Source organism: Thalassolituus sp. UBA2590, from assembly GCF_002339775.1.
Lineage (GTDB): Bacteria > Pseudomonadota > Gammaproteobacteria > Pseudomonadales > Oceanobacteraceae > Thalassolituus.
Map to the genome: position 1 here is coordinate 1 of NZ_DDKU01000171.1, position 13432 is coordinate 13432.

General features: G+C 51.2%; 12 protein-coding genes. 4 read left to right on the top strand and 8 right to left on the bottom strand.

Features of this window, described 5'->3' with window-relative positions; all coding sequences use genetic code 11:
* Both B2067_RS14500 and B2067_RS14505 read right to left on the bottom strand, forming a co-directional pair.
* Positions 1-211 (bottom strand): ATP-binding cassette domain-containing protein (locus B2067_RS14500; protein WP_301388937.1); only part of this gene is annotated, 211 nt, incomplete at its 3' end.
* Complete coding sequence (locus tag B2067_RS14505) at positions 208-678, bottom strand: Fur family transcriptional regulator (RefSeq protein WP_068436814.1); 471 nt, start codon at positions 676-678, stop codon at positions 208-210. The genes B2067_RS14500 and B2067_RS14505, both read right to left, overlap by 4 nt.
* A 98-nt stretch (positions 679-776) precedes the next feature.
* On the opposite strand from B2067_RS14505, the gene B2067_RS14510 reads away from it, so the two are divergent.
* Positions 777-1550: a metal ABC transporter solute-binding protein, Zn/Mn family gene (locus B2067_RS14510; protein WP_301388938.1), complete on the top strand. Its 774-nt coding sequence runs from the start codon at positions 777-779 to the stop codon at positions 1548-1550.
* Between the two features lie 88 nt (positions 1551-1638).
* Positions 1639-2313 (top strand): hypothetical protein, encoded by a 675-nt coding sequence (locus tag B2067_RS14515; RefSeq protein WP_273092156.1) that lies wholly within the window; start codon positions 1639-1641, stop codon positions 2311-2313.
* A gap of 73 nt (positions 2314-2386) precedes the next feature.
* On the opposite strand, the gene B2067_RS14520 is transcribed toward B2067_RS14515, so the two are convergent.
* From B2067_RS14520 to B2067_RS14540, 5 genes are all read right to left on the bottom strand, one after another.
* The gene (locus B2067_RS14520) at positions 2387-5650 is read right to left on the bottom strand and encodes an efflux RND transporter permease subunit (RefSeq protein WP_301388939.1); all 3264 of its coding nucleotides are present in this window, start codon (positions 5648-5650) and stop codon (positions 2387-2389) included.
* 18 nt (positions 5651-5668) lie between these two features.
* The gene (locus B2067_RS14525) at positions 5669-6808 is read right to left on the bottom strand and encodes an efflux RND transporter periplasmic adaptor subunit (protein WP_068436809.1); all 1140 of its coding nucleotides are present in this window, start codon (positions 6806-6808) and stop codon (positions 5669-5671) included.
* A gap of 67 nt (positions 6809-6875) precedes the next feature.
* Entirely contained in the window at positions 6876-7976 is a 1101-nt protein-coding gene (locus tag B2067_RS14530; protein ID WP_068436808.1) for a hypothetical protein, read from the bottom strand.
* Entirely contained in the window at positions 7973-9637 is a 1665-nt protein-coding gene (locus B2067_RS14535) for a GH3 family domain-containing protein (protein WP_301388940.1), read from the bottom strand. Before B2067_RS14535 ends, B2067_RS14530 begins: the two co-directional genes overlap by 4 nt.
* A gap of 282 nt (positions 9638-9919) precedes the next feature.
* A complete protein-coding gene (locus B2067_RS14540; protein WP_301388941.1) occupies positions 9920-10690 on the bottom strand; it encodes a hypothetical protein in 771 nt (256 codons plus the stop codon).
* A 455-nt stretch (positions 10691-11145) separates the two neighbouring features.
* On the opposite strand from B2067_RS14540, the gene glmU reads away from it, so the two are divergent.
* Complete coding sequence (gene glmU / locus B2067_RS14545) at positions 11146-12504, top strand: bifunctional UDP-N-acetylglucosamine diphosphorylase/glucosamine-1-phosphate N-acetyltransferase GlmU (protein WP_301388942.1); 1359 nt, start codon at positions 11146-11148, stop codon at positions 12502-12504.
* Between the two features lie 25 nt (positions 12505-12529).
* Here the strand turns inward: glmU and B2067_RS14550 are convergent, their stop codons facing one another.
* Entirely contained in the window at positions 12530-12946 is a 417-nt protein-coding gene (locus tag B2067_RS14550; protein ID WP_301377955.1) for an HPP family protein, read from the bottom strand.
* Between the two features lie 96 nt (positions 12947-13042).
* Between B2067_RS14550 and B2067_RS14555 the strand changes: the two genes are divergently transcribed.
* Positions 13043-13339 carry a late competence development ComFB family protein gene (locus tag B2067_RS14555; protein ID WP_273091740.1) on the top strand — a complete coding sequence of 99 codons (297 nt, stop codon included), beginning with the start codon at positions 13043-13045 and terminating at the stop codon, positions 13337-13339.
* Positions 13340-13432 lie beyond the last annotated feature (93 nt).

Genomic DNA, 13432 nt, shown 5'->3' on the forward strand with positions numbered 1-13432 from the left:
TACGTAGTTGCCGTGAGCGAATAACTTTACCGGAATCCGGGCGGACAAGGCCGAGCAACACTTTTGTCAGAGTCGACTTACCACAGCCATTGGGGCCGATCAGTGTAATGATCTGGCGTGGCTGAATATCCAGGCTGATCTGATCCAGTACTTTCTTCTGGCCAAAGGTGAGGCTCAGATTGTCGGCCCTCAGAATGGGCTCTTCACTCATGCCGTTGCCTTACAGTTCTGACAGAGGCCAGTCAGTTCGTGGTTGCTGGTTTCGATGCTGAAGCTGAATTTCTTCACCAGAGTCTCGTGCAGCTTCTTGATCTCTTTCGCGGGCAGTTCGGTCGCATTGCCGCATTCTTTGCAGATAAAGAAGCCGGTGTCGTGTTCGTGGCCGGGGTGATCACAGCCGACGAACGCGTTAAGGCTGCTGATACGGTGAACGACGCCCAGCTCGAGTAGGAAATCCAGGGCGCGATAGACCGTAGGAGGCGCTGAGTTAAACCCTTCTTCACTTAACTGCGCCAGAAGGTCGTAGGCACCCGTAGGCTTATGGTTCTGCCACACAAGCTCCAGCACCCTGCGTCGCACAGGCGTCATGCGCAATCCACGCTGTTCACACAGAGTTCGCGCGGTGTCCATAGCGGTGGATATGCAATGATTATGATCGTGCTGTTGTGAAGCGGGCATCAGACCAGTCCTTAGGTTATAATGTTTCAATTTTACGAAAGACGATAAATTTAGCCAGAGTTATGTTCAGACGATTTTTTGTAATGGTGAGTTTCACCATGTTATCACTGTTTGCCCAGGCCGATCATTCCCCCAAGGTGCTCGCCAGTATTCATCCTCTGGGGTTGATCGCGTCATCGGTTGTAGACGCGGAGCAGCTCGATGTTCTGCTGCAACCCGGCGTGACCCCGCATGATTTCTCTTTGAAACCTTCGGATATTGATCGCCTGCAGGAGGCTGACGTCATCTTCTGGTCAGGTGCCCGAATAGAACCTTATCTGTCAGGGTTCGCGCGCCGCTGGCCGGACAAACATTGGATCGATATTTCAGCTTTCGCCTCAGAAGCGAGTATCAAAGATCCGCATTATTGGCTTTCGCCACCTGCTGTCGTCGCCGCACAAAAGGCGTTGGCGGAGGTGCTTGGCGCTGATTCAACGGACTTCGCTGATCAGGTCGCGCAGGCGGTGGCGTATAGTGATCGGGTATTGGCCCCACTGAAAGAGCGTGGTTTCTTTGTGTTCCACCGTGCCTACGATCACTGGGTGACCGAGTTTGGTCTAAACCAGGTCGGTGCTTTCACGATTACCCCTGAACAGAAACCTGGCATGCGTACAATACAACTGATGCGTGAGCAGCTCAGAGCAGGTCAGGTAGCGTGCATTTTTCGCGAACCGGAATATTCTCCTGCACTGGTGGTGAAAGTGGTTGGAGATCTCCCTGTAAAACAGGGTGAGCTTGATCCTCTGGGTGGAAGTATCTCTCTTTCCCGCGACGGTTATCCCTATTTTCTTCGGGACATGGCTGACCGTGCGGTACACTGCCTCAGTGAATAAATAATCGGGCCTGGTCTTTCGTCATAAGACCAGACCGGTATATTTATCTTTCTAAGTATCAGAATAATAAAATAAACAGGAAGACCGCGTGTCGCAGAGCTATCCCTTTTATGACTTAACCCGTTTTACCTGGCTGACCAATATTGTCTCTGTTTTCCCTGGGGCGCTATGTGTTGCAGGTCTGGTTCATGGTTTCTGGAGCTGGCAGGAGCTGTCAGCATTGCAAGACAGTACAGCACTGACATCGCTCACTGTGGGTATGCGTGAGCAGTTGCAGACAGACACCCTGATTCGTGAAGCTCAGGTCATGACGACCCTGGTGCTGGTGCTTTTTTACACGTATTGGGTCTATTATTCATCGCGCAATATGATGTCGCTCTTTGAGGAGCATACCCGCAGTACCAAGCAATCTTTTAAATTATTTCTCAGCCTGTTGAAGCGCCTGCACAAAATTACTCGCTTAATTGATGCGATGCGCTACGACAGCATTCCGCCTGATCATGATCATAAACCGGCTGCCTGGTTGTTACCTGTCTGGTCACTGTCGCTTGTATCAGCCAACGTCTGCAAACTGACCGCTGTGTATATGATGAGCTCAGCAGCTACGATTGCCGATTTTAAAACCGTCATGTTGTGGGCTTTTTCTGCCTACGCGTTTTATCTGGTTTTTTATATTGTGACGGCACGTATTACCTTTGAGGTTGTATGGCTACAGAAGCTCAGCCACGACTATCACTCGATCCGTTTATCAGACGCTGACTGATTTCTTCTTATCCATAAAAATGCCGCGCTGACAGCTCAGAGCGGCACTTTATGGATGACCTTTGCCAGTGCGATCAGCGGGCCTCGGTCCCATCCTGGTACCCTGCATCCCAACTCGCGGCGAGAAGATCTGAGCTATATGGATTTACCTTGCGGGCTTTGGAATTACCTTGTTTGAAGCCTTCATCATAGGCATCCTCAACGGTCACATTCTCTTCGCCACCACTACTGAAGGCGCGGCGGAAGGCGACCTGAATGTCGTCCAGAAACACATAAGTACATGGCACCAACAAGAGGCTGACGAGTGTTGCGAAAAGTACGCCGAACGCCAGTGAAATAGCCATTGGAATCAGGAACTGAGCCTGCAGGCTGGTTTCAGAGATCAAGGGTATCAGGCCCACAAACGTGGTCAGTGAGGTCAGAAGAATCGGCCGGAAACGGGCGATACCGGCTTCAATCACGGCATCGTATGTACTGGCTCCTTTTTCCCTGCGGTTATTGATGTAATCCATCAATACCAGGTTATCGTTCACCACAACGCCACTGACAGCCACCATGCCAATGTATGACCAGGATGTGATGACCATACCGAACAGCTGGTGGCCAATGACTGAGCCCATGATGCCGAAGGGGATGGCATAAATAATAATAAAAGGCTGCATGTATGATTTGAACAGAACCGCCAGCAACAGATACATAGCCAATACAGCGACCATGTAATACTGGAACAGGGTCGTCATAAATTTACTCAGGTCGCGCTGCTGACCGCCTCTCGCCCAGTCCATTCCTGGGTACTGACGCACCAGCGATGGCAGTATTTCGTTCTCAACCACACGCTGAACATTCTGTACTGAGTTACGGCCGGTATCGATAAAGGAAGTCACCGTGACCACGCGCTTACGGTTGTTGCGCTTGATGTGTGTCGGTGCGTCCTGATACACGATATCCGCGATCGCAGATAAAGGAACATATTGCCCCGGAGCATACTTCACGTGCATGTTTTCGAGGTGCCATGAAGAATCGCGCTCATCGTCAGGCAGGCCCAGCCAAACCTCGATTTCATCGTCGCGGGTCTGTACATTCTGAACAACCTTGCCCTGGAAGGCCTGGTTGATCTGGGCAACAACGGTTTGCTGCGTCAGGCCCAGCGAGCTGGCATTGTCGCGGAGAATAATATCGGCCTGCTGTTTGGTGTTCTCCTGCGTATGACGCACATCGTATGCACCCGCGAACCCTTTCAGATGGACCATTAACTGATCGGCTGCTTCTTTCAGATCTTCCTGGTCGTTGGCTGACAGCTCGATCTGAATATCGGGCCTGGCTGGGTTAAGACTGGCGCTGAAGCTCAGCTGGCTGACGCCAGGGATATCTCCAGCAATATTACGCCAGCTGGAAATAATCTCGCGGCCACTGATGCGGCTGGTTCTGTCAGAAACCAACTCCAGCGTAATATTGGCCAGGTGATCACGGTCCTGGCTGCTCTTCATATTACTCTTGGATTCGTTAGGCCCGATGACCGCATAGATATGGTCAATGGTTGCGACACCTTCCATTTCGTAGCGGTGTTTCAGAAGCTCTGCTGCATTGGTCAGGCGCTCAACAGCCATTTCGGTTTTTTCCCGCGGGGAGCCCTCTGGCAGAACCAGTCGTGCCACGACCGAGTCAGCTTCGACCGGTGTAAACAGAGAGGACTTAATCCACCCGGTAAGCATCATTACCAGCATCAGGGTGAAGGTGATGGAGAATACCAGAATAATGATGCCTTTCGCCTGAAGTGCACCACGCAAGGACGGCAGATAAATCGTGCGCATAAAGCTCTGCAGGGCGCCATCAAACTTTGATTGAATTTTTTCGAGTGTGGAAGGCTCTTTTTTAATATTAACTTTCTGCGCATGAGACAAGTGAGCCGGCAGAATCAGGAAGGACTCAATCACCGAGAAAATAAGCGTGGCGATAACGACGATAGGAATCGCCTGCATCATTTTTCCTTCGGGGCCGGGCAGCCCGATCAAAGGAATAAACGCAATGACCGTAGTAATTACCGCGAACAGAATCGGCTTATAAACCTCGAAAGCCCCTTCAAGTGCTGCCTCGGTACCATAAATGCCTTTTTCATTGCGGTTGTGAATCGCCTCAGCGACCACGACCGCATCATCGACCACGATCCCGAGAACGAGAATAAAACCAAACAATGACACCGCATTGATGGAGACATCGTACATTGGCATCGCAAACAGAGCACCGAAGAAAGATACCGGAATACCCATGCTCACCCAGAATGACAGACGGCCATTCAGGAAGAGAAGCAAGGTAATAAAGAGCAGTACGAGACCCGCAAGTGCGTTCTCCAGCAGCATGCTGATGCGCTCTCGCAGGTGCTTTGATTCGTCCTGCCATACGTGTGTTTTGATGGTCTCGGGTAAGCGCAGGCCATCTACATAGGAGTGCAGGTCATCGGCGATGTCCATAATGCTCTGATCGCCAACCCGATAAATGTCGATCGAGGCGGATGGCGTGCCATCAAAGCTTGCGTTCGTCTCGCTGACATAGCGGGTATCTGTGATGATCGCGAGATCGCGTAGCAGAATCTCTGCACCGGTTGAATCTGAGTAGATAACGATATTGCGATAGGCTTCAGCCGAGTCTTTGTACGCATCACTGGTAATCAGAATGTCGCCGTCCTGAGTTTCCAGTACACCACCGGGCAGGAAGCCCGTCTGCTGACGGATCATTCCAGAAATATCGTCGAACGTCAGATCGTACTTCTCAAGATTATGAGCCGGTACTTCGATACGGATTTCGGACTTCGACATATCCTGCAGTTCAATCACGCTGATGTCTGGCATATCCATCAGGTCATTGCGTATTTCACGCGATGTTTCTGCGAGAGCGGCGTAACTGGTGTTGCCGTAAATAATTAATTTAGCAACGCGGTTTTTAACAGACAGCTCCTGTAACGTCGGTGTTTCGGCGTCGTCAGGGAGCAGGCCCTCTTCATTAATTCGACGGGATATTTCGTCAGAAATTTTATCGGTTTCGTAGCCGTCGGCGATGTCGACCGTCATGCTACATAAGCCATCATAGGCAAAGGCGGTCAGGTTTTGTGTACCCTGAATATCGTAGATGCGATTTTCAATGGCCTTACAGACACTGTTTTCAATGGTTTCAACATTACCACCTGGCAGTTTAGTCTGAATGCTAAGGCGGTCGAGGGTGACATTGGGGATAAGTTCTTTGCGTGTTTCAGGTACGGCCATCAAGCCCAGGGCAATCAGGCAGAACATCAACAGATTGGCAGCAACGGTGTTCTCCGCAAACCAACGGATGATCTGTTTCATAAGTCAGCCTCCGGCAGGTTACTTCTTGCGAATTGGTTCGACGGTCATGCCTTCGACAAGACGGTTAAAGTTGCCAGCGACTACCCGGGTGCCCGGTGGCAGCGCAGTATCAATATAAGCGAATTCCTTGCCGCGATAGCGGATGGTCACAGGCTGGCGCTGAATCGTATTGTCTGCGTTAATCATCCAGATGGCATCACCAGAGAGGATGACCTCTCGCGGCAGGATACGCATATTTTCAATTTCCTGGCCGCGGATTTCAGCTTCAAGGAACGAGCCTGGTACCAGGTAGCGACCGGTATTGCTGTACATTTCATCGCCGTTGACTTGCGCAATGATATAGAGAAGCTGGTTAGCACTGCGCTCACCGTCAGTGCGCACAATGTAGCCGCTCCATTCGTCGCCACTCTCGTAGTCTCGCAACGTCACCTGAGGCATAAAACTTGGTCCGGTCTCAGTGCTGGTATTTTCTTCAACACCGATGATCATAAGCTCAGCGTCGTTCAGCGGTAGACGAACTTCAGCCTGATCCATGCCGTACAGGACCGCAACCGGTGAGCCGGTCTGTACCAGATCACCTTCGTTAATGAACACATCAACGACTTTACCTTCGATCGGCGAGCTGATTTTAGTATTTTCTAATTGGTCATAGGCGTATTGTAGGGCGGCCTCTGCGGCTTCCACCTGTGAGTTTGCGTAGGCAAGCTGAGGTACGAAGCGCGCGTAGTCTGATGCGTTACGTCCTGCCTGACGACGAGCTACGCGTGCATTTGCTTCGGTTTCTTCCAGCCGTAACTTTGTTTGGGTCAGTTGCGCTTTCTTCTGGGCTATATCAAGAATAAGAGGCTGTTCGTCGATCTGAACGAGCAACTGGTCAGCATTCACGATTTCGCCTTTTTTCAGCTCCGGAGCAATATCCGTCACCAGGCCAGATACCTGACTGGCTATCTTATGGACGCGTGAAGCCGAGACCCGTCCGCGGCTGAAAATAGGGATCGACTGCGTGGAGATACGCACCTCTTTGTACGGAACCTGAGGAATTGCGACCTTAACTTCCTGAGTCTGAGGTTTAGGCGCATTGATGTACATGGTGTATCCGGCGTATCCGGCAGCAGCGAGAATAACCAGGCCGATGATAAAAAATTTCAACTGTTTCATATTGCTCTCTGTTGCAAATAGCGAGCGCGCGGGCAGCCGGTGTTACTGAGGCAGATAATATTTTTTGCTACAGGCGCGCAGTTTCGAGATACATCAGCCCTTCAGGGTTCAGGTCGGGCGTTGGGTCGTCACCGTAGCCACATATAAAGTGAAGGCTGAATAATTCTTCTTTTTTGTATTTATCGGTTACCTTTTGCAAAGGGTCTTCCGTATCGAAGCCAACGACTAAGGCATCATACTCACTATCTTTCAGTTCCTTGCGTGCGTATGCGAGAAGATCTGCAAAGATATCACTGCGATTGTCTTTAAATACATTACAGTGCAGATAAATATAGCTGGTCAATGAGCCCGCAGGTGGGAGTGACAACCCTCCCGCGATCTTTGTGTATGCGTTGTAAAACGGACGTGCGTACTGAATCGCCTTAGAATATCCCGCGATTCGCGTCTGTTTAAAGGCCTTCTGATCCCAGAATCCGGTCATTCCCACCAATTCATCGCCTTCAAACGCCAGCAAGAAGTCGTTTAGTTTAATGTCGCGGTAGTAACTGTCTCCGGTTTCTACTCTGGAGAAGTCGTAGCATGGGTAGAACTGTTTTTTCGGGGCATTGGCATCAAAAAATGCCTGCATCGTTGGGATATCAGCGCTCGTTGCACGACGGATATTAAGATTGATGACATGTTTCTCGCGTCGATGCAGTTCGATCATATTGGTGCGATGACGACGAAACGCATTGTATGTTGGCTGTACCTTAATGCGGTTACCGCCAACGGTATCGAGAGATGCTTTGTTCTCTTCGAGAATGACGGTCTGGTAATTATCACTGCCAATAAGGCTTTTGACGGTTTTAAAAAAACGCAGCAGCGTGCGTCCACCCTGATAATCACGGTGGATACGCAGGTCACTGCCGTAGCGCATAGATTTACGCTCGCCGTTTTCAAAAACATCCCGGAATCCCATACTGAACGCGCCAGCAACCCGCTGCTGTTCGGTATCTTCCATCACCCAGAGGTCGCGGGTCGTTGTCCCCACGTCTGTGGCATGGAAGTAGTTGGGTTCGCGTTCGAAATTCAGCTGAATACTGCCTTCCTGTGGCGTATCAGACAGCAATTCACTCAGCCCCGGTGCATCCTCTTCGATGGTAGGGCGAATGATAAAGCGCTGACTCATGCATCGGCCTCCGCCGGTTTTGAGTTTCTCAGTATGTCGCTGACGGCGCCTGGCATCTGATCGTTCTGCCAGAGTGCGAGCGGTTCAATCTTAATGTTGCCTGCGACCATTCCACCGGCAATTTTGTGTTCGGTATACACTTCCATCGCGTCAGGCACGATCAGCATTTCGGCATGCCCTAACTGGCCTAACTCACGTGCAAGTTTGTAATGGAAGTGCTGGTTCAGTTGCTCTTCCAGTTGCGCGCCAAGAGTTTCCCTTGCAGCGATAGCATCTGCACTGCCCGAACACAGCAGGCCATAGACGGGCTTAGCGCGCAGGTCTGACTGTGGAATAGCGATCAGGGTCACAGGGGACAGCCCCATGTTGCCACTGAAGTGATCGATCAGTTTAACCGCTGCATCTGGCGATAATTTTTCGCCGACCATATCAACACCGTCAATACGGCTGATAAAGCGCAGGCAAGGACATTGGTTAATAAAGTCAGTGACGAGCAGCATATCTTTGGTCTGATAACGTAGGAGGCCATTACCGGTCGTGATGATTGGCCGCACGCGCATGTCTTTCTTCAGTTCCCAGCTGCACAGAATCTCATTGGTATCGAGGTCTTCAAACTCATAGAAGTGGCTGGTGAACGCCAGTGGATACTCGTCACCCATTGGGAAGGTCACAACACCTTCGGTTGCGAATAGGCCTTTGCCCTGGAAGCCGCTGTGCGGGAATATCGCCTGCAGTTTCTCTGCCCAGCCTTTCGATGAAGAGGTGTCCCATGAGCTGATCAGTGCCAGGTTTGGCCAGATAGCTTTGGTGAAGGCCGGAGTGATTTCTCCGTCCCACTTTCGCATATAAGCGGCGGCAGCCTCATTCTTCGGAGGTTCGATATTTTTCAGGCTATCGAACGGAGCTACCCATCGGCCAGTTTCGAGCACTTCGGCGATTTTCTCGCGGTGTTCCTGCATAACCTGCAACAGGCTCATGGCGAAGGTTGGGCTCCAGACCGACATAAAGGAAAGATCAGTACAGGCAACCAGATAACAGGACGTCGCGAAGAATGACTCGTCTGAGCTTTCAGCCAGAGATACGCCTTCGGGTACCGCCATGGTGCCGGCCATAAACAGTCGCTTCCACCAAGGCAGCAGTTGCATGTCGTCGTTGATACTTTCACTGACCTGATTACGCAGGTCACTTGGCACCCAGGACAGAGACCAGTAGTGACGGCCTTTCTTTATCCCCGGGAAGTTGGCGTACAGGTCAGACATCCATGGGCTGATGGCTTCATCGGCCTGATCCAGAAATGGACGCGTGTATGGAATCCATTTGATTTTCGAGGTGGAGCCTGATGTTGGCTGGTAGCGATCACAGCTTGAGGTCGTCAGCATCGGCTTACCGCTCTTCTGCTGCTCGACAATCATGTCGTGCCAGTAGTTGTAGTCTGTGATGGGCACCTGCTGACGGAACTCCTCGACCGTCATATCCTTACGCAGGCTATGCTTAACGGCGGACTCCGCACCCACAACCATGTTCAGGGTGTCGCTAAGAATTGAACGCTGAGCGCTCTCAACGTCATAACTGGCGTCAATGAATTTTCGTGCGCCCTTACGGGTCAGCGTGGATGATGCAAAATGAAGCAGCGACGTGGTCAGGTTCTTCAGAGCAGACATCTGACAGGCTCCTGTATCTTTCTTTGTGTGGTGAAGACTTTCATCGGTGTCAGGCTCTGAGCCCGGCAGCACTGGCCGGTATCAAAAAACCGGAATCTGACAATTAGATGAAAGGCACTATTGTTTATTATTATCCGTGCTTCCTTCGCCAGGTGCGGAGATCAGAACGGGCCTGCGATTTAACCATAAAGTCTTAGGCAACTGAATTGCCCCAGCTGGTCTGAGTGTGTCTTTGGCGCATATTACGTACTATGTCACACTTCAGGCCAGCTGTAGGCGGTGTTATGCCGCCTGACGACGGTTCTTACGGGCTGGACGACGCCGCCCGAAGGTGCTGCGCATCAGTTTCTTGAAGAAAATCCCGATCGTCGAAAGGCCGGTTTCACCAACGCAGGGCAGCTCAGTGCCACGACGCCATTCAGGATTGCGCTCCTCAAAGAAACGGATGGATGAGTTGCTGGCACGCATGCGAGGCGTGATGTCCGCGACATCTTCTTTCAGCGCATGGTAGCCCTCGCCGAAGTCGAGGATCTTCTCTTCTTCTTTATAGTAAGTCGGGTACAGCTTCTGGCAGTATTGCTGCATCAGACCTTCCATCTCATGGTCGTGGTGATCGTGGCGTGGATAGAAGCGTTGAAAGTTATTGGCCATCAGCAGATAGGTTTTGTAACCCTTCGAAATCAGTAACCAGAACATCGGCGTGGTAGGGCGTAACATCTTCGCTTTCAGCATTTTCATTGCGAACGCAGTATGCAATGTTTTGTTGCCCCAGAATTCAGGCTCAACAATAGTATCGCCAGTGAATACGCCAATGGCTTTCTTGCCCTGGTGCATCAATTCGACTTCATTGTAAGTACTGAATCCCACGATTTTCCCGGTGGTCTTGTTCTTCAGGATCATGACGCCTTTCTTTTCACTCATATCCTTAATAAAGGTTGTGAGATCGGCGTTCTCGTAGAAACGGGTGAAAATGCTGTGCATTTCGACAAGCTTAGCGATGTTTATTTCGTTGATAGGAAAGAAACGACAGGTGAGTTTCGCTTTTTTAGTCATTGTAGCCTCGATATTTTTTTATTGTTTTTATAACCGCCTCGCCAAACAGGATGGGCGGAATCTGCAATCCATTGTCTTAACCTGACCAGAACCAGGTGTCCTTCAAGCAGCTGCTCCGGGGTCAGCGGCCGGGAGAAACTGTTCGTATTTGTGATCTGTGAACTTATGTTAATTATATTTTCGGGCCAGTGACCAGCGTTTTGATAAAGGTATCAGAGCGGTATTCCTCCCTAATATGACACTGGTCATAATTGTGACATTGTAGGGTTTGAATAAGCCATACGGGCCCGATATGGCTTTGCATAACCCTTATTTTGCAGGAATTGACCTGTTTAGGGAAGTCTGAAGGGATTTTGATTTTAAGCAGTGCCATGACAGAAGTATGTTGCTTTGTTGCAACGCGATGGGGCCTCTCTACAATACGCGGCTGATTCTGAAACATGTGGGCAATCAATATGACATTGGCAGTTGTTACTCTGGCAGCGGGCAAAGGCTCGCGGATGAAGTCTGATCTCCCTAAGGTGCTGCATCGTCTGGCTGGGAAGCCACTGCTGGGTCACGTACTGGATGCTGCTGAGCAGCTCGATGGCGCCACCCAGCATGTTGTCATTGGTCACGGTGCTGAGTTTGTCCGTGAGATGTTCACTGACCGCCCATTGACCTGGGCGGTTCAGATGGAGCAGAAGGGCACAGGGCACGCTGTCGCGCAGGCTTTGCCAGATATTTCTGATGATGCGCTGGTTCTCGTATTGTACGGAGATGTTCCTCTCATCCGCACTGAAACCCTGGCAGGTATGGTTGCCGTTGCTGAGAATGCACTGGCTCTGTTGACCGTAACCCTTGACGACCCGACCGGCTACGGCCGCATCGTTCGCAACGATAAGAATGAAGTGCAGGCTATTGTTGAGCATAAAGATGCCAGCGATGAACAGCGACAGATCTGCGAGGTCAATACCGGCATCATGGCCATGCCTGCGCGTTATCTGAAACGCTGGCTACCAGCGTTGTCGGCGGATAATGCGCAGGGTGAATACTACCTGACGGACGTTATCGCTATGGCTGTTGCTGATGGTGTGGCCGTAAATGCATTACAGCCTTCGTCAGCAACAGAAGTTGAAGGCGTGAACGACCGTCGCCAACTTGCAGCTCTTGAGCGGGAGTTCCAGAGTCAGCAGGCTGACAGCCTGATGGTGCAGGGGGTGGCTCTGGCGGACCCTGCACGAATCGATGTTCGCGGTACTCTGACGGTGGGGCGTAACGTGAGTATTGACGTTGGCTGCGTATTCGAGGGTGATGTCATCCTTGACGACGATGTTCAGATCGGTGCTTACAACGTGATCCGTAACAGTAAACTAGGCAAAGGTGTTCAGGTTGAAAGTTTTTGCCATATAGAGGAAGCCGTTGTGGCTCAGGCCTGTAATCTTGGCCCTTACGCCCGGCTGCGTCCTGGTGCTGAACTGGCGGACGGTGCTCGTGTGGGCAATTTCTGCGAAGTGAAGAAATCACGGATCGGTAAAGGCTCTAAAGTGAATCATCTTACCTACATAGGTGACGCGGTCATTGGTGAGGGAGCAAACATCGGAGCCGGTACCATCACCTGCAACTATGACGGTGTGAATAAATTCAGGACTGAGATCGGGGATGGTGCTTTTATCGGCTCCAACTCGTCACTGGTTGCGCCAGTGACGGTGGGCGACGGCGCGACAGTAGCGGCAGGCTCGACCATTACTAAGGATGTTGGTGCTGACGAGCTGGCGGTTGCCCGCGGTAAACAGCGCAATATCGCTGGCTGGAAGAAACCCGGCGATCAGTAAAATTACGGCTGTACTTCTGGGCTGGTCAGTCCAGAAGATCCAGCGCCAGTCTGACGAAATCCTGTGAGGTAACAATGCCGAGCAGGTTGCCTGCGTCATCGGCGATCAGCAGGCATCCTTCTTTTTCAGCCCTTAATCGTTCACCCGTGGTTTTCAGCGGCGTATCCGCTGGCAGGGTCTCGACTTCTCGGTCGAGACAGTCCAGAACAGGAGTTTTCGCAAGATAGTCCTGCAGATGGTGGGCACCGAACTTATCCGTAATCCGGAACGCTTCCCGCAGGAATTCTTTCTGACTCAGTACGCCCTTTATGGCGCCTGTATCACTGACGACCGGAATATGTCGTACATGGTGTTCACGCATCAACTCTTCGGCATCGCGCAGAGTTGATCCGGTGCCGAGTGTTTTGACGTCGCGGGTCATGATGTCGCTTACGATTCGCATATTTTCAGATCTCATTGATTACCTGACCTAAAGTAAAGCACTTAACCGGGGAGCTGCTATTCTGAAATCAGATAGTCACGCCGGACGGGAGGTTTCATGAGTTTTTCTGACAGTATCCGTAACTACTACGAGCAGATGGTGGCCGAAGAAATCGTCACTCAACTGCATGCCGCGGGGCGTGATGTGTCGACCGGCGTTATGGCTGATATTGCTTGCGTAGCTCTCAACAGGCTCCCACCTAAATACATCCGGTATGAGGTGGATATGGCGTTTTACATGTCTCCGGATGAGCTGATGATGACACGTCAACGGGTGCGGGACGGTGTCGCAGATGCGATACGGTTTGTCGACTCCCACCGGCGGGAAGACGACGCGGGCAATGACATCGGCTGACCAGCGTATTATTGTAACGGCAGGTTTGAATAATAAGACAGGATTGGCATGCCGGGTTCAGTGGCTGCCTGATGGAGTAATTGATGAATATCT